The following is a 23,167-nucleotide window of genomic DNA, read 5'->3' as shown; positions in this document are numbered from 1 at the left end:
GGTCGCTCTGGTCGCTTGCTCGCACAAGCTGCTACGAATCCTGAACGCCATGGCCCGCTCCCAGCAACCATGGAACAGCCAATTGCACCTTCAGGCTGCTTGACTGGAAACACAGTTGCTCGGGGGGGCAGCAAGCGCGAAGCGCGCAGCGTGGGGGCTTTATCAGGCCGTTCCGCCGACGGTCAGGCCTTCCATGCGGACCGTCGGCATGCCCACGCCCACCGGCACGCTCTGGCCGTCCTTGCCGCAGGTGCCCACGCCCGAATCCAGCTTCAGGTCGTTGCCGATCATGGACACGCGCGTCATGGCGTCGGGGCCATTGCCGATCAGGGTGGCGCCCTTGACCGGGTAGGTGATCTTGCCATCTTCGATCATGTAGGCCTCGGACGCCGAGAACACGAACTTGCCGTTGGTGATGTCGACCTGGCCGCCGCCGAAGTTCGCCGCGTACAGGCCGCGCTTGACCGACGAGATGATTTCCTCGGGCGCCTTGTCGCCGGCCAGCATGTAGGTATTGGTCATGCGCGGCATCGGCAGGTGCGCGAACGACTCGCGCCGGCCGTTGCCGGTGGCGGCGGTCTTCATCAGGCGGGCATTCAGGGTGTCCTGCATGTAGCCGCGCAGGATGCCGTCTTCGATGAGGACGTTGCGCTGGGTGGCATTGCCCTCGTCGTCGATGTTGAGCGACCCGCGACGATCCGGAATGGTGCCATCGTCGACCACGGTGACGCCCTTGGACGCCACGCGCTCGCCGATGCGGCCGGAAAACACGCTGGAGCCCTTGCGGTTGAAATCGCCTTCCAGGCCGTGGCCCACGGCTTCGTGCAGCAGGATGCCAGGCCAGCCGGAGCCGAGCACCACGGTCATTTCGCCAGCAGGCGCCGGACGCGCTTCCAGGTTGACCATGGCTTCGTGCACGGCACGCTCGACATAGCTCAGCAGCATCTCGTCAGTGAAGTAGGCCAGCCCCAGACGGCCGCCACCGCCGGCATGGCCCATTTCGCGGCGCCCGTTGCGTTCGGCGATGACGGTCAGCGACAGGCGCACCAACGGACGCACATCGGCAGCCAGGCGGCCATCGCTGCCGGCGACCAGCACCACGTCGTATTCGGCGCCCAGGCCGGCCATGACCTGGATCACGTGCGGATCGCGGGCACGGGCCATGCGCTCGATGCGCTCGAGCAGCGCCACTTTCTCGGGCGCGCTCAGCGTGGCGACGGGATCGATGTCGGCATACAGGCTGCGGCCCATTTCGGCCTCGACCTGGGCCGCCACCTTGACCTTGCCGGCGCCGCGCCGGGCAATGCCGCGCACCGCATGCGCCGACGACAGCAGCGCCTCTGCGGACAGCGAATCGGAATAGGCGAAAGCGGTTTTCTCGCCGCTCACGGCACGCACGCCCACCCCCTGGCTGATCGAGAAACTGCCGGTCTTGACGATGCCCTCTTCCAGGCTCCAGCCTTCGCTGCGGGTGTACTGGAAATACAGGTCGGCGTAGTCGACTTTGTGGGTAAAGATTTCGCCCAGCGCGCGCGCCATGTCGGCCTCGGTCAGCCCCCAGGGGTCGAGCAACAGCGATTTGGCGGTGGCCAGGGAAGCAATAGCGGGATCGATGATTTTCATAGGACTCTGTTCGGGGGCGCCGGCGCGAGGAACGCACCTGCAATGACGCTCAAGCCTCTATCGTAACGCCGACACGGGCCCGCCGTCCTCGGCGCGGGATATTACCTGCCAAGTTAACGAATCAGGGACTGGCTCAAACTCCGTATGGGCCACCGTGAAAAATCAACGCCGGCCCGCCGCGCAAATGTCCGCACAGCGTCGGACAACCCCGCTTGCCCCTGTACGCATACCCACGGGAGCGCCCAGATAAAACTTGTCATACAACCAGATCGAAAAATACCAACCTGTGAAAACTACCCACGAATAGGCCCTCGCATATCGATCCTGAAGCGGTGCAATGAAAATAGGCATACCGCCGGGAATCACTGAAATATTTGCGGGCCACGCCGTCATCAGACCTCTGCCCGGCGAGCAGAAAAGCGCATTCTCAGCATCCGAGAAATCCCAAATGCGCCAGAGGCGCGACAAAAAAAAGCGCGTTTCCTCTGACATCCGCTCGCTTCATGAAACAAAAAGAGCTTTTTTCAAGCCCGGACCGCGACATTCGTCCGCCGCATGAACCAACGGCCGTTTTGTTTCAATTAGTCCCAAATTTGGGAATATCATTCCCAATACTTGTTCCTGGCGGGAACCCGCAAGTCTAAAGACTCTCCGGCAGTTTTGATACAAAGTAATTAGGCTGAAACTGCGGCAATCGAGCAGCAATTTATGTATTATGCGAAGCACAACAAATAAACATAACTTCGCCGGCGATTAAAGCAGTTCCATAATCAGGAATAAACCATGGCCCGAGAAACCTACGCAGCTCTGCAAGCAAAGATCGAAAAGGAAATCAACAAGCTCCAAAAGAAGGCTGAAGTCCTGCAAACCAAACGCCGCAAGCCCGTGATCGCGTCGATCATCACGTCCATGCGCGAGTACGACATCACCCCCGACGAAATTGCCGCTGCCTTTGGCTCCGGCAAGCCCGCCCGTGCCGCGGCGCCTACCGGCCGCCGCAAGGCCGGCGCCGCCGCCCGCCCCGCCAACGCCGCCAAACGCGCCGTTGCGCCCAAGTACCGCCACCCCCAAACCGGGGAAACCTGGAGCGGTCGCGGCAAGGCCCCCCGCTGGCTCGCCGCCGAAGAAGCCAACGGCGCCACGCGCGAGAGTTTTCTTATCAAAGAATAAAACCTATTATTCAGTAAGAAAAGTAAAGGCGCACCAAAATGGTGCGCCTTTTTTATTTTGGCGCCGCGCCTGCGGCACCTGAAAATTCACTGAACCGGGAATTGAATCTCACGTTCTGCGCCATTATTTCCCGGGAAATTGTCAAATATTGCACGGACCAGATAGGGCATCGTACGCATGAAATTGTCCCGCTCACTGAGTATGTAGGCAGTGGACCGGTATACCTCGGCGCCGCCTCGCTGGGTGTCGTGGATCTGCAGGGTCAAGGTATTGCGCTGGACAACTGCGGGCACGTCGACCCATTCCGGCCCCCAGTAACCGTAGTAGCCGCCCCAGGGCCGCGGGCCGTAGAAACCGCCATAGCCGTAACCGCCGTTGAAATACGGGTCATACGGACGCCGCACCATGATCTGGGTCTGCGTCGTGCCATATTTGAACGAGACGTCAAAGCGCGCCTTGGCGCTACCCTGGGCTTGCACCAGCCCGGTGGCGCCGATCCCGGCGCGCACCATATCCTGGTAGGACTGGTATTCCAGATTATTGGACTGCGTGGGGTCGGCGGGCACGAACTGATAGGTCTGGCCTTCGACGCCGGTCGGCCATTGCTGGAAGGAGGTCACGCGGGCCGAGACCGTCGGGGCCGCGCATCCGCTCAATACCAATGCCCCCATGACAGCCAGCACTGCGGCCCACCGGCAGGCATTGAAACGGGAAGAACGGGACATGTGCGACTCCTCATTGCGCGCGACGGCGCCATCATACTGACGTTTGACCGCGCAGGGCGGCAAAAGTTTGCGGCCGACCGCCAGGCGTCCCTGCACCTGCCTGCCCAGCCACTACAATAGGGCTCCCCGTTCAAACAGGACTGCAATCCCATGCGCACAGACACGCCCGTTACCGTATACCGCAAGGATTACCAGCCCTACCCGTACGATATTCCCCATGTCGCGCTGGCCTTCGACCTGGCCCCTGACGCCACCGAAGTGCGCTGCGTCATGCAGGTGCAGCGCAAGGCTGACGCCAGCGCCGACGCCGCGCTGGTGCTGGACGGCGAAGACCTGGAACTGGTCTCGGTCGCCGTCGACGGCCAACCGCTGGCCGCCGACCGCTTCCATCAGTCCGAACACAGCCTGGCGCTGTATGGCCTGCCCGCCGACGCCTCCGTTGAAATCGTCAGCCGCTGCAAACCGGCCGCCAATTCAACCCTGATGGGCCTGTATGTGTCGGGCGGCAATTTCTTCACCCAATGCGAGGCCGAGGGCTTTCGCCGTATTACCTGGTTTGCCGACCGCCCGGACGTCATGTCACGCTACCGTGTGACCTTGCGCGCCGCGCCGGCCTACCCCGTGCTGCTGTCCAACGGCAATCTGGTCGCATCGCGCCAATTGCCCGACGGCCGCAACGAAGTCGAATGGGAAGACCCGTTTCCCAAGCCCTGCTATTTGTTTGCCCTGGTGGCGGGCAACCTGACGCACCGCGAAACCACGGTCAAAACGGCCAGCGGCCGCGACGTGCTGCTGCAGGTCTACAGCGACCCGGGTTCCGAAACCAAGACCGAATGGGCATTGGATTCCCTGGTGCGCGCGCTGCGCTGGGACGAAACCCGTTTTGGCCTGGAACTGGACCTTGACCGCTTCATGGTGGTGGCCGTCCATGATTTCAATATGGGCGCCATGGAAAACAAGGGCCTGAACATTTTCAATGCCGCCTATGTGCTGGCCGACGCCGATACGGCCACGGACGCCAACTACGAAGGCATCGAATCGGTCATCGGCCACGAATACTTCCATAACTGGACCGGCAACCGCGTCACCTGCCGCGACTGGTTCCAGCTCAGCCTGAAAGAAGGCCTGACCGTGTTCCGCGACCAGGAATTCAGCGCCGACATGATGGCGCAGGACATGGACGAGGCGGCCGCCGCCAGCGCCCGCGCCGTGAAACGCATCGACGACGTGGTCACGCTGCGCGCCGCGCAGTTTCCCGAAGACGCGGGCCCCATGGCCCACCCGATCCGTCCCGACAGCTACCAGGAAATCGGCAATTTCTATACGGCCACGGTGTACGAGAAAGGCGCCGAAGTCATCCGCATGCAGCATACGCTGCTGGGCGAAGCCGGTTTCCGCGCCGGCATGGACGAGTACTTTCGCCGCCACGACGGCCAGGCCGTGACCTGCGATGATTTCGTCGCCGCCATGGAATCGGTCTATGTGCGCCAACATCCGGGACGCGACCTTGCCGTGTTCCGTAACTGGTACCGTCAGGCCGGCACGCCACGCGTGACGGTCAAACTCGAGCACGACCCCGCCGCGCGCCGCGTCACGGTGACGTTGTCGCAGGAATGCCAGCCGGTCGGCGTCGAAAAGAAAGCCCCCGCCGGTTTCGTCAAGGCGCCGTACCACATCCCGTTCGCCATTGGCCTGCTGGACCGCGATGGTCGCGCCCTGCCCCTGCGCCACGAAGGCGCAGCCACGGACACCGCGCTGCTCGAGCTGACCACCCAGCGCCAGCAATGGCACTTCGACGGCATGGACGCCTTGCCCGTGCCGTCGCTGCTACGCGATTTCTCGGCCCCCGTGATCGTCGACTACGACTGGACCGACGCCGAACTGGCGCTGCTGTCGGCTCACGACAGCAACCCGTTCGCGCGCTGGGAAGCGGGCCAGGAATTGGCCACGCGCCAGATCCTGAGCCTGGCCGAGGCCCGCCAGGCTGGCCGCACGCTGCACGCAGACCCCGCCTTCATCGACGCCTGGCGCGCGCTCTTGACCGACCCGAGCCTGGACGCCGCCTACCGAGCCCGCGCCCTGGCGCTGCCGTCGGAAAAGACGTTGGCCGAACGCATGCACGCCGTGGACCCACCCGCCCTGGCCGTGGCCCGCGATTTCCTGCGGGCCGAACTGGGCCGTCAATTGGCCAAGGAGTTCCGCCAGGCCTTCGACGACAACCAGACGCCGGGCGAATACAGCCCTGCCCCGGTACCGGCCGGCAAGCGCGCCCTGAAGAACCTGGCGCTCAGCCACCTGATGGCCGCGGGCGAACACGAAGCGCAGCGGCTGGCCGAACAACAGTACGAGCACGCCGGCAACATGACCGACAGCATGGCCGCGCTGTCCGCCCTGATCAACTATGGCCAGGGCGAATTCCCGCAGCAGGCGCTGGCCGCGTTCTACGACAAGTGGCAGGACAACGCACTGGTCGTGGACAAATGGTTCGCCTTGCAGGCGGCGGCGCGCTATACCACCGTGCAGACCGCGCGCGAACTGATGAAACACCCGGCGTTCACGCTGCGCAACCCCAACCGCGCACGGGCGCTGGTGTTCCAGTTCTGCCTGAACAACGCCCGCGGCATGCACCACCCCGACGGCACAGGCTACGCCTTCTGGGCCGAACAGGTGCTGGCGCTGGACGCGCTCAACCCGGAAATCGCCGCCCGCCTGGCGCGCGCGCTGGACAACTGGTCGCGCTTCGTGCCGGCCTTGCGTACCCCCATGCAAGCGGCCCTGCAGCAGGTGCGGGGGCACGAGGGGCTGTCGCGCAACGTCCAGGAAATCGTATCCAAGGCATTAGAATTCGCAGCATAGGGAGAACCTCTTGAAACGTAAAACACTTACCCAATACCTGGTCGAGCAGCAACGCTCGGCCCAGGCCCTGGCCCCCGAAGTACGGCTGCTCATCGAGGTCGTCGCGCGCGCCTGCAAGGCGATCAGCCACGCGGTCAGCAAAGGCGCCCTGGGCGGCGTCCTGGGCAGCCTCGAAAGCGAGAACGTGCAGGGCGAAGTCCAGAAGAAGCTGGACGTGCTGTCCAACGAGATCCTGCTGGAAGCCAACGAATGGGGCGGCCACCTGGCGGCCATGGCCTCGGAAGAGATGGAAACCATCCACCTCATCCCGAACCGCTATCCCAAGGGCGAATACCTGCTGCTGTTCGATCCCCTGGATGGCTCGTCGAACATCGACGTGAACGTCTCGATCGGCACCATCTTCTCGGTGCTGCAGGCGCCGCACAACGTGTCCGGCGCCCCCGTCTGCGAAGCCGACTTCCTGCAGCCGGGCAACAAGCAGGTCGTGGCCGGCTACGCCGTGTATGGCCCGCAGACCATGCTGGTGCTGACCATCGGCAACGGGGTGGTGGGCTTCACGCTGGATCGCGAAATGGGCTCGTGGGTGCTGACCCACGAAAACATCCAGGTGCCGGAAGACACCAAGGAATTCGCGATCAACATGTCGAACATGCGTCACTGGGCCGCCCCGGTCAAACGCTATGTCGACGATTGCCTGGCCGGCACTACCGGCCCCCTGGGCAAGGACTACAACATGCGCTGGATCGCCTCGATGGTGGCGGACGTGCATCGCATCCTGACCCGTGGGGGTATCTTCATGTACCCCTGGGACGCCCGCGAACCCGGCAAGGCCGGCAAGCTGCGCCTGATGTACGAGGCCAACCCCATGAGCTTCCTGGTCGAGCAGGCCGGCGGCGCCGCGATCAACGGCGCACAGCGCATCATGGACATCCAGCCCGACACGCTGCACCAGCGCGTGAGCGTCATCCTGGGTTCGAAGAACGAAGTCGAACGCGTGGGCCGTTATCACGCCGAGGCCGCGGCAGCGGCCAAGTAAGCCTCGCGCTCACGCGGTGCCCATGCAAAAGCCCAGGCCTAGGCCTGGGCTTTTTCTTGCGAAGCAAAACGTGCCGCGGCAGTTTCCGCGCCGCTTGCCGCGCTTACTTCACTTCTTCGATGGACTTCACGTCGTCCTTGTTGATCTGGACCTTCTTGCCGTCCTTGTCGTACTCGTACATGCCCGACTTCTTGTCGTAAGTGGGCGCATCCGGGGTGACGGTCGAGCTCCCGTCCCGTTGCTGAATGACCGAGGGCGACGAGCATCCGGCCAGCACCCCAACTCCGGTCACCACCAGGGCCAACGTCATGGTCTTCAGGTTCATGGGCGTGTTCTCCGAGTGTGAATGGTGGATTCACTGTATCGGATGATGGCGCGCAATAAGTGACGGGTTGTGGCCAAAGTGCGTGAGAACGTAAAAAACCCCTCGCGGCTCACACCGGCGAGGGGTTGCAACCCAATACATACGCAAGCAGCCTTTACACCTTGGCGTGGGCCTCGATGTAGCGGCGCACGGCGGCGGCATCGCAGTCCATCACTTCGACGCGTTGCGGCAGGGATTCCAGGTTGGCCAGGTTGCCCGGCGGCGTGGCCGGACGGCCCAGGGCGGCCTCGATGGTTTCCGAGAACTTGGCCGGCAAGGCGGTTTCGAGCACCAGCATCGGCACGCCGGGTTCGACGTGATCGCGGGCGACCTTGACGCCATCGGCAGTGTGCGGATCCACCAGCACGCCGGTCTGGTCGTACAACGAGCGGATCGTCGCCAGGCGGTCTTCGTGCGAGCTGGCGCCGGACACGAAACCGTAGCGTTCCTCGAACTGGGGCTTCAGCGCCGACAGGTCGAAGTGGCCATCGCGCGCCAGGTCGGACCACAGCGCCTTGACGCGGGCGGCATCGCGGCCGACCAGGTCGAAGACAAAGCGTTCGAAGTTCGACGCGCGCGAGATGTCCATCGACGGGCTGGACGTGGCGTAGGTCTGCTCGGCCGGACGCGGACGGTAGATGCCGGTGCGGAAGAATTCTTCCAGCACGTTGTTCTCGTTGGTGGCCAGCACCAGGCGGCGCACGGGCAGGCCCATGCTGCGGGCGATATGACCGGACAGGATGTTGCCGAAGTTGCCCGAGGGCACCGCAAACGAGACCTGCTGGCCCGGCTTGTCGGTGGCACGCAACCAGCCGTGGAAGTAGTACACCACCTGGGCGGCGATGCGTGCCCAGTTGATGGAATTGACGGCGCCCAGGCGGTACCTGGACTTGAACGCCAGATCGCCGGCCAGCGCCTTGACGATGTCCTGGGCTTCGTCGAACACGCCGCGCACGGCGATGTTGTGGATGTTCTCGTCTTGCAGCGAATACATCTGGGCGCGCTGGAACGCGCTCATGCGGCCGTGCGGCGACAGCATGAACACCGCCACACCGCGCTTGCCGCGCAAGGCGTATTCGGCGGCCGAGCCGGTGTCGCCCGAGGTGGCGCCCACGATGTTGAGCGTGGTGCCGCGCCGGGTCAGCACGTATTCGAACACCTGGCCCAGGAACTGCATGGCCATGTCCTTGAAGGCCAGGGTCGGCCCTTCGGACAGTCCCAGCAGCGACAGGCCGTTGTCCAGCGGACGCAGCGGGACGATGTCTTCGCTATTGAAGATCTGCGACGTATAGGCGGCGCGCGTCAGGCCGCGCAGGTCGTCGGCCGGAATGTCGGTGGCAAAGCGCGACAGGACCTCGAACGCCAGGTCGGCATACGGCAGGCCGCGCCAGGACTCGAGCGTTTCCGCCGAGATCTGGGGCAGTTGCTCCGGCACGGCCAGGCCGCCATCCGGCGCCAGCCCTTCAAGCAGGATGTCGGAGAACGGCTGGGGGACCATGCCCCCTCTGGTGGAAATGTATTTCATATCATTGACTCCACAAGGCACCCCACCCTTTCCGAGCCTGGCCGCGCGGAGCCGGCTTTGCCGGGCCGCAGTCGGCGCCCCCTTGAGGGGGAAGCGCCGCAGGCGCTTCGGGGGTGGGGATATCTCATGCCAAATGCTCCACGCGCAGGCGGGTGACCTTGGACCGCACGAACGGCAAGGCCTCGATGCGCTCGATGGCTTGATTGACGTTGCCTTCCACTGCCTCGTGCGTCAGGAAAATGATGTCCGCGCCGCCGATGTGCGAGGGCTGCTGGATCATCGACCCGATCGAGATCGAGCGGTCGGCCAGGATGCGGGCGATGTCGGCCAGCACGCCCGGCTGGTCGTCCACGCGCAGGCGCAGGTAGTAAGACGTGCTGACCTGTTCGATCGACAGGATCGGCGTGTCGGACATGGCATCCGGCTGGAAGGCCAGGTGCGGCACGCGGTTGCCCGGATCGGCCGTGTGCAGGCGGGTCACGTCGACCAGGTCGGCCACGACGGCCGAGGCGGTGGGTTCTTCGCCTGCGCCCTGGCCGTAGTACAGCGTGGGGCCGACGGCGTCGCCCTTGACCAGCACGGCGTTCATCGCGCCTTCGACATTGGCCAGCAGGCGCTCGGCCGGCACCAGCGCCGGGTGCACGCGCAGCTCGATGCCATCGGCGCGGCGCTTGGTGATGCCCAGCAGCTTGATGCGGTAGCCCAGGCGTTCGGCGTGCTCGATGTCTTCGGCGGCCAGCTGCGAGATGCCTTCGATGTAGGCACGGTCGAACTGCACCGGCACGCCAAAGGCCAGCGAGGCCAGCAGGGTCAGCTTGTGGGCCGCGTCCACGCCTTCGACGTCGAACGTGGGGTCGGCTTCGGCGTAGCCCAGGCGCTGGGCTTCGGCCAGCACGTCGGCGAACGGCAGTCCCCGCGAGCGCATTTCGGACAGGATGAAGTTGGTGGTGCCGTTGATGATGCCGGCGACCCACTGGATGCGGTTGGCGGTCAGGCCTTCGCGGATGGCCTTGATGATGGGGATGCCGCCGGCCACCGCGGCCTCGAACGCCACCATCACGCCGCGCTCGGACGCCGCGGCGAAGATCTCGTTGCCGTGCTTGGCCAGCAAGGCCTTGTTGGCCGTGACCACGTGCTTGCCGTTGGCAATGGCCTCGAGCACCAGCTCGAGCGCCAGGGTGTCGCCGCCGATCAGTTCGACGACGATGTCGATGTCGGGATCGCGCACCAGCGCGTGCACATCGGTATCGACACGCAGCGCGTCGCCGACGCGGGCGCGCGCCTTCTGCACGTCGCGCACGGCGGCGCGGGTGACTTCGATGCGACGACCCGCGCGGCGCGCGATCTCTTCCGCATTGCGCGACAGCACGGTCCACGTGCCACCGCCGACCACGCCCAGACCGAGCAGGCCCACTTTCATGGGATTCATCGCGGCGCCCTCTGCGGGCGGCCGTGGGGGGGAATTCATTTCATTTCTCCAAACTGCTCACGCAAGAAACAAGTGCGGCCAACAGGCTCGGCCCCGATCGGGATGCCGCGGATCCGGCTCAGCCGGTCCGCCAGCATGCCCCCTGGGGGGAAGCGCGCAGCGCTACGGGGGGAGCCCTATTTGAGCAGACCGTCCTTGCGGAACATATCCTTGATGCCGCGCACCGCCTGGCGGGTGCGCTGCTCGTTTTCGATAAGCGCGAAGCGTACGTATTCGTCGCCATATTCGCCAAAGCCGATCCCGGGGGACACGGCCACTTTCGCATCCGACAGGACGCGTTTGGCAAATTCCAAAGAGCCCATCGCCCTGTAGGGTTCGGGGATCTGCGCCCAGATGTACATGGACGCCTTGGGAATTTCCACATTCCAACCTGCTTCATGCAGACCGCGCGCGAGCACGTCGCGGCGGCTTTGGTACTGCGCCACGATTTCGTTCACGCAATCCTGGGGGCCATCCAGGGCGGCGATGGAAGCCACCTGGATCGGCGTGAACGTACCGTAGTCGTGATAGCTCTTGATGCGCGCCAGCGCGCCGACCAGCTCGCGGTTGCCGACCATGTAGCCGATGCGCCAGCCCGCCATGTTGTAGCTCTTGCTCATGGTGAAGAACTCGACCGCGACATCGCGCGCGCCGGGCACCTGCATGATCGAGGGGGCGACATAGCCGTCGAAGGTGATGTCGGCGTAGGCCAGGTCGTGCACCACCAGGATATCGTGTTCCTTGGCCAGCGCCACCACGCGTTCGAAGAACGACAGGTCGACGCACTGGGCCGTGGGGTTGCTGGGAAAGCCCAACACCATCATCTTGGGCTTCGGGATGGACTCGCGCACGGCGCGTTCGAGCTCTTCGAAGAAGTCCACGCCCGGCGTCATGCGCACCGAGCGGATGTTGGCGCCGGCAATGACGGCGCCATAGATATGGATGGGGTAGCTGGGGTTGGGCACCAGCACGGTGTCGCCGCGGTCCAGCGTGGCCAGCATCAGGTGGGCCAGGCCTTCCTTGGAGCCGATGGTGACGATGGCTTCGGAATCGGGGTCGAACTCGACGGCGTAGCGGCGCTGGTACCAGTCACAGATGGCCTTGCGCAGGCGCGGGATACCCTTGGACACCGAGTAGCCATGGGTGGTCGGACGCATGGTGGCTTCGACCATCTTGTCCACGATGTGCTTGGGGGTCGCGCCATCGGGATTGCCCATCGACATGTCGATGATGTCCTCGCCGCGCCGACGGGCCGCCATCTTGAGCTCGCCGGTAATGTTGAAAACGTACGGGGGCAAACGCTCAATGCGAGAGAACTTCCTCATGATGGGAATCCTTAGGGGCGAAGGGGCAAAAAACCAGGGCGCGAAGGCGCGAAGGGGAAAAGGGCTCAAAAGCCGCGCCAGCAAACGATTGCAGCGCAACAAAACCCTGTAATCTAGCGCAAGGACGCCTAGGCGGCAAATGGGGCTGAAAAGGCCCCATTTCCCGAGTGGACACACTGCAACATAACGCCCGGTTCATGCGCTATTATCGGAGGCATAAAGCCGGAGTATTTATTGAAGCTGCATACCGATCCTGCGACGGCCGCTCTGAACACCGTCACCGCCTATGGTGACGGCTATATCGAGGTCAACCAGGTACGTTTTTCCTCCTCGGTCGCTTTTGGCCCCGAAGGCGAAGTTACCCATTGGCCCGTAGAGTCGCCGGCCGACATCACCCCCACCCTCTTGCGTCAGGCGGCCGGATTGTCCGAGCCCGTCCGCGACCCGCTGGCTTTCCTGGACGAACCCGAAGCCACCCCCAGCCGCCCGGCCAATGCGCCCGAAGTGCTGCTGGTGGGCACCGGCGGCCGGCAACAGTTCCTGCGTCCCGAAGTGCTGCGTCCCCTGTTGGCGGCGGGCATCGGCGTGGAAATCATGGACACCCACGCCGCCTCTCGCACCTACAACATCCTGATGGCGGAGGGCCGACGCGTCGTCGTCGCCCTCATCCCCCCCAACGGAGATCCCCAGACATGATGCCGATCATAGGCAAACCCGCCCCGCTGTTCACCGCTGAAAGCACCATTGGCCCGATCAGCCTTGAGCAATGCCAGGGCCGCGCCGTGATTCTGTACTTTTACCCCAAGGACAACACCCCTGGCTGCACCACCGAAAGCCAGGATTTCCGCGACCTGCATGCCGACTTCCTGTCGGCCAGCGCCGTGGTGGTCGGGATCTCGCGCGATTCCCTGAAATCGCACGAGAATTTCAAGGCCAAGTACGAGCTTCCTTTCCCTCTCATCTCCGACGCCGACGAAACCGTGTGCAATCTGTACGGCGTCATCAAGCAGAAGAACATGTACGGCAAGCAGGTGCGCGGCATCGAGCGCAGCACCTTTTTGATCGATGCCTATGGCGTGCTGGTGCAGGAGTGGCGCGGGGTGAAGGTCCCGAACCACGCCAAGGAAGTCCTGCAGGCCGCAAAAAGCATCGGTTAGCCGTGCACAGGAATACCCGTCAGGCGCTATAGCCGGCCCATACTGGAGAGTGACGCATATGCCGCTTCCGAAGTTGCCTACCCGCCCCGCAGCCATCCTGACCTTCCCCTCGGGCGAAACCGCCCGGGCGCAGGCCCGCACCCCCAAGACTGCCGCTGCGCGGTCCAACACCCAGGCCGCCTTGGCCGAGGACGACGAAGACGAGCTGCTGATGCAGCCTGAACTCGACGGCATGACCGCGCCGGCCCGCAAGGCGCAGATTCCAGCGCCCGCCCGCCAGGTGCCCCCGCCGGCGCCCGCCACCCCGGCGCCGCGGGCTGAAACCCGCCCGCCCAAGACTGCCGCAGCACCGGCCAAGCGTGGCAAGGCCCGTGCCCAGAACGAGCCGCGCAAGCTGTTCGTGCTGGATACCAACGTGCTGCTGCACGACCCCAGTTCGCTGTTCCGCTTCGAAGAGCACGACATCTTCCTGCCGATGATGACGCTCGAAGAACTGGACCACCAGAAAAAGGGCATGTCGGAAGTGGCGCGCAATGCCCGCCAGGTCAGCCGGTCGCTCGACGCCCTGGTGCAGGACACGACCCAGCTGGACGAAGGGCTGGAACTGGCCAAGCTGGGCAACAAGGACGCCACCGGCCGCCTGCTGTTCCAGACCACCGCCATCCATAGCACCCTGCCCTCGGACCTGCCCATGGGCAAGGCCGACAACCAGATCCTGGGCGTGGTGCGGGCCCTGCAGGAAAAATACCCCCAGCGCGAAGTCGTCCTGGTGTCGAAAGACATCAACATGCGCCTGAAGGCCCGTGCGCTGGGCATGGCCGCCGAAGACTACTTCAACGACCATGTCCTGGAAGACTCGGACCTGATGTATTCGGGCGTGATGCAGCTGCCCGAAGACTTCTGGAACAAACACGGCAAGGACGTCGAATCCTGGCAACAGGGCGGCACCACGTTCTACCGCATCCATGGCCCGCTGTGTTCGCAGTTCGTGGTCAACCAGTTCGTCTATTTCGAAGGCCAGATGCCCCTGTATGCCCAGGTGCGCGAGGTCAGCGGCAAGATGGCGGTGCTGGCGACGCTGCGCGATTACACCCACGGCAAGAACAATGTCTGGGGCATCACGGCGCGCAACCGCGAACAGAACTTCGCGATGAACCTGCTGATGAACCCGGAATGCGACTTCGTGTCGCTGCTGGGCCAGGCAGGCACGGGCAAGACGCTGCTGGCGCTGGCCGCGGGCATCACGCAGGTGCTGGAGACCAAGCGCTACACCGAGATCATCATGACCCGCGTCACGGTGCCCGTCGGTGAAGACATCGGCTTCCTGCCCGGCACCGAGGAAGAGAAGATGCTTCCCTGGATGGGCGCCCTGGAAGACAACCTGGACGTCCTGAACATGGGTGAAGGCGAAGGCAACGGGGACTGGGGGCGCGCCGCCACCATGGACCTGATCCGTTCGCGCATCAAGGTCAAGTCCCTGAACTTCATGCGCGGCCGGACCTTCCTGAACAAGTACCTGATCATCGACGAGGCCCAGAACCTGACACCCAAGCAGATGAAGACGCTGGTGACCCGCGCCGGCCCCGGCACCAAGGTGATCTGCCTGGGCAACATCGCCCAGATCGATACGCCCTACCTGACCGAAGGCAGTTCGGGCCTGACGTTCGTGGTCGACCGCTTCAAGGGCTGGCCGCATTCGGGCCACGTCACGTTGCAGCGGGGCGAGCGTTCACGCCTGGCCGACTACGCCGGGGATGTGTTGTAGCCCCCCCGCTACACCCACTGTCGTGGGCTAGCTGCCCCAAAAGAAAAACCCCTTGAGCGATCAAGGGGTTTTTTTATGCCCGCGGCGGACGATTACTTGTCCGCGGCGTTGGTGATGGCGTTGCCGGCCCGCGACATGTCTTTACCCATGCCCGCGACGGTATTGCAACCGGCGAGCACGAAGCCGAACACGACGAAGGCGGTCAGCACGATCTTGCTGCGCATGCTGGCGCTCCTGAAGTGACGAAACGAATCCGGGCTGTACTTTAAACGATTTGGACGCGCAGTTCGCCCAGGCCTTCCACGCCGCCGGTGATGACATCGCCCTGCACCACGGCGCCCACGCCTTCCGGGGTACCCGTGAAGATGATGTCGCCCGGTTGCAGTTCAAACAGCGTCGACAGGTACGCAATGCTTTCCGGCACGTTCCAGATCATCTGGGAGATGTCGCTGGCCTGCTTGCGCTGGCCGTTCACGTCGAGCCAGATCGCGCCCTTGTCCAGGGTGCCGACCACGCTGCGCGGGTGGATCGGGCCCAGCGGGGCCGACAGGTCGAAGGCCTTGCCCACTTCCCAGGGGCGGCCCTGCTTCTTCATTTCGCCTTGCAGGTCGCGGCGGGTCATGTCCAGGCCCAGGGCGTAGCCCCAGACGCATTCGTTGGCCTCTTCGACCGGGATGTCGCGGCCGCCCTTGCCCAGCACCACGACCAGTTCCATTTCGTAGTGCAGGTTGGAGGTCTTGGGCGGGTACGGCATCTTGCCGGTTTCGCCATCGGCCACGCTCAGTACCGCGTCGGCGGGCTTGCAGAAGAAGAAGGGGTCTTCACGGCCGGTGAAGCCCATTTCCTTGGCGTGCTCGGCGTAGTTGCGGCCGACGCAGTAGACGCGGCGCACGGGAAACAGCGCGGCGCTGCCGGCTACGGGAACCGCGGTTTGCGGCTGGGGGGGCAATACGTAGTCCATGATCGATCAACCTATGACGAGTGAGGCAGCCCGGTGGCCAAAAATCATCCGCGAGTTTATCCCTTTCCGGGGGGACGGGGGTCGGCCAGCCCGGAAAGGCGGCGATTCGGCCTTGGGGCGCGGGTTTCAGGAAATTGTAGGGATTTCGCCGTCAAACACCACCAGCCGCTCGATGAAGCCGGCCATGTAGGCCTTCATTTCCTGGTGGGCGGGCGAGACCTGGTAGCGGTCGTGGGCGGCGGCATCCGCAAACGTCGCCACGACGGCATGGGTCAGGCCATCGGACCGGCTGGCCTGGTTGGGACGGAAGGCATAGCCCGCCACCCCATCGCATTCGGCCAGGATGCGGTCGCAGTAGGCCTGCACGTGGGCGTGGAAGCGCGCATCGGCGGCGCCCGACAATTGAAGCATCACGATATGCAAGAACATCAGGTTTCCTTTTTCGCAGGGAACACGGCCAGCCAGGCCCGGGACACCAGGCCCATGATGCCGTCGCGCAGCAGCAGGACGCACAGCACGAAGATCGCGCCCTGGACGATCAGCACCCAGGACCCCAGCGGTGCCAGGTAATTCTGCAACGATACGAAGGTGAAGGCGCCTGCCAGCGGGCCGAACACGGTGCCGATGCCGCCCAGCAGCGCCATCAGCACCACTTCGCCGTTGGCATGCCAGTGCACGTCGGTCAGCGATGCCACGCCGAACACCAGCACCTTCAGCCCCCCCGCCAGCCCCGCCACCGAGGCCGACAACGTGAACGCCAGCAGCTTGTAGCGTGACGTGGAATAGCCCAGCGAGCGGGCGCGCTGCTCGTTGTCGCGCACCGATCGGATGACCTCGCCGAAGGGGGAATTCAGCACCCGCAGCACGAAGGCGTAGCCCAGCGCGAAGACGGCCAGCGTGAAGTAATACATGGGCATCACGCCTTCCAGGTCGATCAGGCCGAACAGCTTGCCGCGCGGCACGCTTTGCAAGCCATCTTCGCCCCCCGTGAAGCCCGCCTGCACCGCGATGAAGTACACCAGTTGCGACAAGGCCAGCGTGATCATCGCGAAGTAGATGCCCTGGCGGCGGATGGCGATGGCGCCGAAGGCCAGCCCCAGCAGGCCGCCAGTCAGCACCCCGGCCAACAGACCCAGTTCGGGCGTGGCGCCCAGCAGCTTCATGACGATGCCGGTCGCATACGCCGCCGCGCCGAAGAAGGCCGCATGGCCGAACGACAGGAGCCCCACATAGCCCACCAGCAGATTGAAGGCGGCGGCGAACAGGGCAAAGCACAGCACCTTCATCAGGAACGTCGGGTAGACGAACCAGGGCGCGGCCAGCGCCACCACCGCCAGCACCGCCATGCACAGGCGCATGGCGCGGCGACTCAGCTGCACGGGCTGGCGGGTGGCCTCGGCGGCCAGCACGTTCTGCACCTGCAAGGGCTTGCCGAACAGGCCCGCGGGCTTGCACAGCAGCACCAGCACCATGATGATGAAAATCGCCAGGTTGGCCGCTTCCGGGTAGAACACCTTGGTCAGCCCTTCGATGATGCCCAGCCCGAAGCCGCTGATGATGGCCCCCATGATGGACCCCATGCCGCCGATCACCACCACCGCGAAGACCACTACCACCAGGTTCGACCCCATCATCGGGCTGACCTGGTAGATGGGGGCGGCGATCACCCCCGCCACCGATGCCAGCGCCACGCCCAACGCGTAGGTCAGGGTGATGAGCAGCGGCACGTTGATGCCGAACGAGCGCACGATGGTCGGGTTCTCGGTAGCCGCGCGCAGCATGGCGCCCACCCGGGTCTTTTCGATCAGCACCCACACCGCCAGGCACAGCACCAGCGACACCACCACCGCCCAGCCGCGATACCAGGGCAGGAACATGAAGCCCAGGTTGACGCCGCCCGACAGCGCCTTCGGGATGGTGTAGGGCAGGCCGGATACCCCGTAGGCCTGCCGCAGGCCGCCTTCGATCAGCAGCGCCAGGCCGAAGGTCAGCAACAGCCCGTACAAGTGGTCCATACGATAGGTGCGGGAAATCAGCACGCGTTCCACCACGATGGCGAACGCCGCCATGATGAGTGGCACCAGCACCAGCGCGGCCCAGTAGTTCACGCCCAGGTAGTTCAGCAGCATCCAGGCCAGGAACGCGCCTGCGGTGTACTGCGCGCCATGGGCGAAGTTGATGATGTTCAACAGGCCGAAAATCACCGCCAGCCCGATCGAGAGCAAGGCGTAGAAAGAGCCGTTGATCAGGCCAAGCAGGAGCTGGCCGAATAGTGCCGTGGACGGCACGCCGAATATTTCGAACACAGGATTCTCCCCCTCAGACACCCAGGCGGCGCGCGATCCGGGCAGGATCGTTGCGCGCCTCTTGCGCCGACAACTGGTCGACCACGCAGCCATGCTCCATCACGTAGTGGCGGTCGGCCACCTTGGTGGCGAAGCGGAAATTCTGCTCGACCAGCACGATGGTGAAACCGCGTTCCTTGAGCGTGCGGATGGCCAGCCCGATCTGCTGCACGATCACCGGGGCCAGGCCCTCGGTGGGTTCATCCAGGAGGATCAGTTGGGCCCCGGTGCGCAGGATGCGGGCGATCGCCAGCATCTGCTGCTCGCCGCCGGACAGGTTGCCGCCGGAACTGGCGCTGCGTTCGCGCAGGTTGGGAAACAGGGTGTAGATTTCATCGAGCGACATGCCGCCGTCGGCCAGGCGCGGCGGCAGCATCAGGTTCTCGGTCACGTTCAGGCTGCGGAACACCGCCCGTTCTTCCGGGCAATACACCACGCCCAGCCGCGGGATGCGATGCGGCGCCATGCCCACCGTTTCCTGGCCGTTCAAACGGATCGAGCCGCGGCGCTTGTCCAGGATGCCCATGACGGCACGCAGCAACGTGGTCTTGCCGGCGCCGTTGCGGCCCAGGATGGTGACGAGTTCGCCGCGCTGCACGTCGATATCCACGCCGTGCAGCACGTGCGATTCGCCATACCAGGCGTTGAGGTCTTTGATCGACAGCATCAGGCCTCCCCCTCGTCCGAGCCCATGTAGGCGGTGATGACGCGCTCGTCGCGCGAGACCGCGGCATAGTCGCCCTGCGCCAGCACCGCGCCGCGCGCGAGCACCGTGATGGTGTCGGACAGATCCGCCACCACTGACAGGTTGTGTTCGACCATCAGGATGCTGCGATTGGCCGACACGCGGCGGATCAGCGCGGCGATGCGGGCCACATCTTCCTGGCCCAGGCCCGCCATGGGTTCGTCCAGCAGCATCACTTCGGGTTCGAGCGCCAGCGTCATGGCGATTTCCAGCGCCCGCTTGCGTCCGTAGGGCAGCAAGGCGGCGGTGGTGTCCGCCAGGCCGCCCAGGCCCACGGCGTCGAGCAAGGCCAGGCCCTGGTCGTTCAGGCGGTCGACGCTGCGGCGGCTGCGCCAGAAGCGCAGGCCGTCGCCATGCTGGCGCATCAGCGCCACGCGCATGTTCTGCAGCGCGGTCAGCCCCAGGAACACGGCCGAGATCTGGAACGAGCGCACGATGCCCAGGCGCGCAATCTGCTCGGGCGCGAGCGCCGTGATGTCGCGGCCGCGGTAGTGGATCACGCCCTGGTCGGGGGTGAGGAACTTGGTCAGCAGGTTGAAGCAGGTGGTCTTGCCGGCGCCATTGGGGCCGATCAATGCATGAATGGAGCCTTCGCGCAGGGCCAGGGACACGCCGTCGACGGCATTGAAGCCGCCGAACCGCTTGACCAGCCCCTGGGCGGACAGAACCGCTTGGGTGCTCATGGTGCGTCTCCTACATGCGGGCCAACAGGCCGCCGTCGATCGCCAGCACATGGCCATTGACGAAGGACGCGCCCGGCGAGGCCAGATAGACCACGGCCGGCGCGATATCTTCCGGCGCGGCCCAGCGCCCGGTCGGCACGGCGGTCGCCAGGAACGACTGGAATTGGGGGTTGTCCTGCAAGCCTTGCGTGAAGTCGGTGCGCACGAAGCCCGGCGCCAACGCATTGCAGGTGATGCCGCTGGCGCCGTATTCCACGGCCAGCGCGCGGGTGAAGGCGGCAATGGCGCCCTTGGCGGTGGCGTAGGCGGCGATGTTGGGCATGGTGGCCTGCCCGGCGACGGACGACATCAGCACGATGCGGCCGAAGCCGCGGGCAGCCATGGCGGGCAGAACGGCCCGGGCACAGTGAAACGCGCCGTTGACGTGCACGTTCTGCAAGGCCTGCCATTCGGCCGGCGTCATCTCGACCACCGGCTTGCGGTTCTGGTTGCCGGCGTTGCTGACCAGCACGTCGATCTGCACGCCTTCGGCTTCCAGTTGCGCCACGGCCTGGGCCACGGCGGCGCCGTCGGCCACGTCGAACGCGGCGCTGCGCGCCGTGATGCCCGCCTGCGCCAGTTGCGCGCAGGCCGCATCGCAGGCGGCCTGCGACAGGTCGTTGATCACCACATGGGCCCCTGCCCGGCCCAAGCCGGCTGCGATCGCGTAGCCCAACCCGCGCGCGGCCCCCGTCACCAGCGCAGTACGCCCGGCCAGCCCGAAGGTCTGGCCCAGATAGTCCTGATTCAAGCTTGTCTCCTTGATTTATATGCACCGGATCTCTGGGTCCGGCCTGTGCCTTGGTCGCGCTGCCTGGTGCAAAACGACGTTGACATTAATCTCAATATACGCGACTATTTTTAAACACTCAATAACAAGATTCTTCGTTTATCTTCCATAACGAGTTCTGGCTAGGAGACATCATGGCCCTCGAAACCCCCGGCTGCCCGGCAGCCAATGCGCTGCCGCCCCTGGCCTCGCGCTTTCTGAAAGTCGATGAATTGCCCTGGAAACCCACCCAGGTGGAAGGCATCGACATGAAGGTGCTGATGCAGGACAAGGAATCCGGCTTGCTGACCGCCCTGTTCCGCTGGCAACCCGGCACCGAACTGCCGCTGCACGAACATGTGGAGGTCGAGCAGACGTACGTGCTGGAAGGCTCCATCGTCGATGCCGAAGGCGAAGTGCGCGCCGGCGACTACGTCTGGCGGCCGCGCGGCAACCAGCACGTGGCGCGCGCGCCGCACGGTGCGCTGGTGCTGAGCTTCTTCCTCAAACCCAATCTGTTCATCGACGCCTTCGCCGGCCAGAAGCTGGAATAGGCGCCGCACCGGCCGCACCCGCGCGACCGTCCGGCACAGGGCGGCGCGCGACAAGATATAAGCCCCCAAGGAGACAAACCATGAAGACCCGTTTCAAGCTTTGCCTGGCCGCCTGCGCGCTGGGTGCGGTTTCGCTGTCGGCCCACGCCCAGGTGTCGGACGATGTCGTGAAGATCGGCGTGCTGGGCGACCAGTCCGGCATGATGGCCGACCTGTCCGGCAAGTTCGGCGTCGAGGCCGTGAAGATGGCCGTCGAAGATTTCGGCGGCAGCGTGCTGGGCAAGCCCATCGAAGTCGTGTCCGCCGACCACCAGAACAAGGTGGACATCGGCGTGTCCATCGCGCGCCGCTGGTACGAGAACGACAAGGTCGACCTGATCCTGGACGTGCCCAATTCCGCCATCGCCCTGGCGGTGCAGGACCTGACACGCCAGATGAAGCGCGTCGTGATCTTCACCAGCGCCGGCTCGGCCGACCTGACCGGCAAGGCCTGCTCGCCCAACGGCATCCACTGGACCTACGACACCTACGCCTACGCCACGGGCGTGGCCAACGGTGTCATGGAAGACGGCGGCAAGAGCTGGTTCTTCATCACGTCCGACTACGCTTTCGGCCATTCGCTGGAACGCGACGCCATGGCGGTGGTCAAGGCCAAGGGCGGCCAGGTGGTCGGCAGCGTGCGCCATCCCATCGCCAGCGCCGACTTCTCGTCGTTCCTGCTGCAGGCCCAGGCGTCCAAGGCCCAGGTGATCGGCCTGGCCAACGGCAGCGGCGACACCATCAACAGCATCAAGCAGGCGTTCGAGTTCGGCATCATGGGCAGCAAGCAACGCGTGGCTGCTCTGTTCATGAGCATCGTCGACGTGCGCAGCGTCGGACTGGAATACGCCCAGGGCTTGAACCTGGTCGAGCCGTTCTACTGGGACCAGGACGACAAGGCGCGCCAGTGGTCCGAGCGCTATTTCAAGCGCACCGGCCGCATGCCGTCGATGGTGCAGGCCAGCAACTACAGCGCCACGATGCATTACCTGAACGCGATCAAGGCGGCCGGCACCGATGGGTCCGAAGCGGTGCTCAAGAAGATGCACGAGACGCCGATCAACGACTTCATGACCGACAACGGCCGCATCCGCGAAGATGGCCGCGTGATGCGCGACCTGTACCTGTTCCAGGTGAAAAAGCCTGCCGAATCCAAGCGCGACTGGGACTACTACAAGCTGGTGCGCAAGATTCCCGCCGAACAGGCATTCCGCCCGCTCAACCAGGGCGGCTGCTCGCTGGTGAAGTCATGACGCCAGGCGCTTTGCAACTCCTGGCCGGCAAGCGGGCCCTGATCACCGGGGGCGCCAACCCCCGGGGGATCGGGGCGGCCATCGCCGCGCAATTCCTGGCGCAGGGCGCGACGATCGCGGTGCTGGACCACGCCTACCCGGACGAGGCCGAGGCGGCCTTGGCCGGCGGGCGCGTCAATCTGCACTGCGACGTGTCGCGCGCCGCATCCTGCGAGCAGGCCGTGGCGCGGGCCGCGCAGGCGCTGGGCGGCATCGACGTGCTGGTGAACAACGCCGGCATCGTCGCCGCCACCCGCATCTGGGACCTGGCCGAAGACGAGTTCCGCCGCATGATCGACGTGAACCTGACGGGCACCTACAACGTCACCCACGCCGCCCTGCCCCGACTGCTGGAAAGCGACCGCGGGCCCGCCATCGTGAATTTGGGGTCGACCGCCGCGCTGCGCGGCGGCGGGCTGCTGGGCGGCTCGCACTATGCCGCGTCCAAAGGCGGCGTGATCAGTTTCACCAAGGCGCTGGCGCGCGAACTGGGCCCGCGCGGCGTGCGGGCCAATTGCGTGGCGCCGGGCATCATCGAAACGGACATGACGCTGGGCAAATTCGGCGAAAATTGGGAACAAGAACTCAAACAGGGCATTCCGCTGCAACGCTTCGGCTCTCCCGCCGAAGTCGCGCAGGCCATTCTGTTTCTGGCCTCGGACCTGTCCTCCTACTCAACCGGCATCGTGGTCGACGTCAACGGCGGCTTCCACATTCACTAGGCGC

The 23,167-nt window shown here is 64.8% G+C and carries 22 protein-coding genes; 9 read left to right on the top strand and 13 right to left on the bottom strand.

Features of this window, described 5'->3' with window-relative positions:
• Nucleotides 1-162 precede the first annotated feature (162 nt).
• Nucleotides 163-1,623 carry a metalloprotease TldD gene (tldD, locus tag AC6LJ2_RS09770; protein ID WP_498151251.1) on the bottom strand — a complete coding sequence of 487 codons (1,461 nt, stop codon included), beginning with the start codon at nt 1,621-1,623 and terminating at the stop codon, nt 163-165.
• Between the two features lie 783 nt (nt 1,624-2,406).
• Here tldD and AC6LJ2_RS09765 point away from each other — a divergent pair.
• A complete protein-coding gene (locus AC6LJ2_RS09765; protein WP_263915053.1) occupies nt 2,407-2,793 on the top strand; it encodes an H-NS family nucleoid-associated regulatory protein in 387 nt (128 codons plus the stop codon).
• Between the two features lie 86 nt (nt 2,794-2,879).
• On the opposite strand, the gene AC6LJ2_RS09760 is transcribed toward AC6LJ2_RS09765, so the two are convergent.
• The gene (locus tag AC6LJ2_RS09760) at nt 2,880-3,518 is read right to left on the bottom strand and encodes a DUF4136 domain-containing protein (protein WP_263915052.1); all 639 of its coding nucleotides are present in this window, start codon (nt 3,516-3,518) and stop codon (nt 2,880-2,882) included.
• Between the two features lie 150 nt (nt 3,519-3,668).
• On the opposite strand from AC6LJ2_RS09760, the gene pepN reads away from it, so the two are divergent.
• Nucleotides 3,669-6,374, top strand: a complete 2,706-nt coding sequence (pepN, locus tag AC6LJ2_RS09755; RefSeq protein ID WP_498151250.1) for an aminopeptidase N — start codon at nt 3,669-3,671, stop codon at nt 6,372-6,374.
• A gap of 10 nt (nt 6,375-6,384) precedes the next feature.
• Nucleotides 6,385-7,410, top strand: coding sequence for a class 1 fructose-bisphosphatase (locus tag AC6LJ2_RS09750; protein ID WP_263915050.1), 1,026 nt, complete (start codon nt 6,385-6,387; stop codon nt 7,408-7,410).
• Nucleotides 7,411-7,513: 103 nt separating this feature from the next.
• Here the strand turns inward: AC6LJ2_RS09750 and AC6LJ2_RS09745 are convergent, their stop codons facing one another.
• The 4 genes from AC6LJ2_RS09745 to alaC form a co-directional block, all read right to left on the bottom strand.
• Entirely contained in the window at nt 7,514-7,735 is a 222-nt protein-coding gene (locus AC6LJ2_RS09745; RefSeq protein ID WP_263915049.1) for a YgdI/YgdR family lipoprotein, read from the bottom strand.
• Between the two features lie 154 nt (nt 7,736-7,889).
• Nucleotides 7,890-9,299 (bottom strand): threonine synthase, encoded by a 1,410-nt coding sequence (thrC, locus tag AC6LJ2_RS09740; RefSeq protein ID WP_263915048.1) that lies wholly within the window; start codon nt 9,297-9,299, stop codon nt 7,890-7,892.
• Nucleotides 9,300-9,423: 124 nt separating this feature from the next.
• Entirely contained in the window at nt 9,424-10,728 is a 1,305-nt protein-coding gene (locus tag AC6LJ2_RS09735) for a homoserine dehydrogenase (RefSeq protein WP_263915057.1), read from the bottom strand.
• 176 nt (nt 10,729-10,904) lie between these two features.
• A complete protein-coding gene (alaC, locus tag AC6LJ2_RS09730) occupies nt 10,905-12,092 on the bottom strand; it encodes an alanine transaminase (protein WP_025140316.1) in 1,188 nt (395 codons plus the stop codon).
• Nucleotides 12,093-12,326: 234 nt separating this feature from the next.
• On the opposite strand from alaC, the gene AC6LJ2_RS09725 reads away from it, so the two are divergent.
• The 3 genes from AC6LJ2_RS09725 to AC6LJ2_RS09715 are packed head-to-tail and all read left to right on the top strand — an operon-like array spanning nt 12,327 to nt 15,014.
• Nucleotides 12,327-12,788, top strand: coding sequence for an Mth938-like domain-containing protein (locus AC6LJ2_RS09725; RefSeq protein WP_263915047.1), 462 nt, complete (start codon nt 12,327-12,329; stop codon nt 12,786-12,788).
• Complete coding sequence (locus AC6LJ2_RS09720) at nt 12,785-13,249, top strand: peroxiredoxin (protein ID WP_025140314.1); 465 nt, start codon at nt 12,785-12,787, stop codon at nt 13,247-13,249. Before AC6LJ2_RS09725 ends, AC6LJ2_RS09720 begins: the two co-directional genes overlap by 4 nt.
• A gap of 58 nt (nt 13,250-13,307) precedes the next feature.
• On the top strand, nt 13,308-15,014 hold the full coding sequence (locus AC6LJ2_RS09715) for a PhoH family protein (protein WP_445658513.1): 1,707 nt from the start codon (nt 13,308-13,310) through the stop codon (nt 15,012-15,014).
• A 92-nt stretch (nt 15,015-15,106) separates the two neighbouring features.
• Here the strand turns inward: AC6LJ2_RS09715 and AC6LJ2_RS09710 are convergent, their stop codons facing one another.
• The 7 genes from AC6LJ2_RS09710 to AC6LJ2_RS09680 form a co-directional block, all read right to left on the bottom strand.
• Nucleotides 15,107-15,238 carry an entericidin A/B family lipoprotein gene (locus tag AC6LJ2_RS09710; protein WP_006388428.1) on the bottom strand — a complete coding sequence of 44 codons (132 nt, stop codon included), beginning with the start codon at nt 15,236-15,238 and terminating at the stop codon, nt 15,107-15,109.
• Nucleotides 15,239-15,279: 41 nt separating this feature from the next.
• A complete protein-coding gene (locus tag AC6LJ2_RS09705; RefSeq protein WP_175193956.1) occupies nt 15,280-15,975 on the bottom strand; it encodes a fumarylacetoacetate hydrolase family protein in 696 nt (231 codons plus the stop codon).
• A gap of 126 nt (nt 15,976-16,101) precedes the next feature.
• Complete coding sequence (locus tag AC6LJ2_RS09700) at nt 16,102-16,404, bottom strand: Dabb family protein (RefSeq protein WP_263915045.1); 303 nt, start codon at nt 16,402-16,404, stop codon at nt 16,102-16,104.
• The gene (locus tag AC6LJ2_RS09695) at nt 16,404-18,281 is read right to left on the bottom strand and encodes an ABC transporter permease (RefSeq protein WP_263915044.1); all 1,878 of its coding nucleotides are present in this window, start codon (nt 18,279-18,281) and stop codon (nt 16,404-16,406) included. Before AC6LJ2_RS09695 ends, AC6LJ2_RS09700 begins: the two co-directional genes overlap by 1 nt.
• Nucleotides 18,282-18,294: 13 nt before the next feature.
• Entirely contained in the window at nt 18,295-18,987 is a 693-nt protein-coding gene (locus AC6LJ2_RS09690; RefSeq protein WP_263915043.1) for an ABC transporter ATP-binding protein, read from the bottom strand.
• The gene (locus AC6LJ2_RS09685; protein ID WP_263915042.1) at nt 18,987-19,748 is read right to left on the bottom strand and encodes an ABC transporter ATP-binding protein; all 762 of its coding nucleotides are present in this window, start codon (nt 19,746-19,748) and stop codon (nt 18,987-18,989) included. Before AC6LJ2_RS09685 ends, AC6LJ2_RS09690 begins: the two co-directional genes overlap by 1 nt.
• Before the next feature lie 10 nt (nt 19,749-19,758).
• A complete protein-coding gene (locus tag AC6LJ2_RS09680) occupies nt 19,759-20,538 on the bottom strand; it encodes an SDR family NAD(P)-dependent oxidoreductase (RefSeq protein WP_498151249.1) in 780 nt (259 codons plus the stop codon).
• 173 nt (nt 20,539-20,711) lie between these two features.
• On the opposite strand from AC6LJ2_RS09680, the gene AC6LJ2_RS09675 reads away from it, so the two are divergent.
• From AC6LJ2_RS09675 to AC6LJ2_RS09665, 3 genes are all read left to right on the top strand, one after another.
• Nucleotides 20,712-21,110: a cupin domain-containing protein gene (locus tag AC6LJ2_RS09675; protein WP_175193951.1), complete on the top strand. Its 399-nt coding sequence runs from the start codon at nt 20,712-20,714 to the stop codon at nt 21,108-21,110.
• Nucleotides 21,111-21,190: 80 nt separating this feature from the next.
• On the top strand, nt 21,191-22,402 hold the full coding sequence (locus AC6LJ2_RS09670) for an ABC transporter substrate-binding protein (RefSeq protein ID WP_263915040.1): 1,212 nt from the start codon (nt 21,191-21,193) through the stop codon (nt 22,400-22,402).
• Nucleotides 22,399-23,163, top strand: coding sequence for an SDR family NAD(P)-dependent oxidoreductase (locus AC6LJ2_RS09665; RefSeq protein WP_263915039.1), 765 nt, complete (start codon nt 22,399-22,401; stop codon nt 23,161-23,163). Before AC6LJ2_RS09670 ends, AC6LJ2_RS09665 begins: the two co-directional genes overlap by 4 nt.
• Nucleotides 23,164-23,167 lie beyond the last annotated feature (4 nt).

It is taken from the genome of Achromobacter sp. 1014246743, assembly GCF_059760725.1.
The sequence above is the reverse complement of the archived record's forward strand: the minus strand, read 5'-3'. Positions and strand labels throughout refer to the sequence as shown.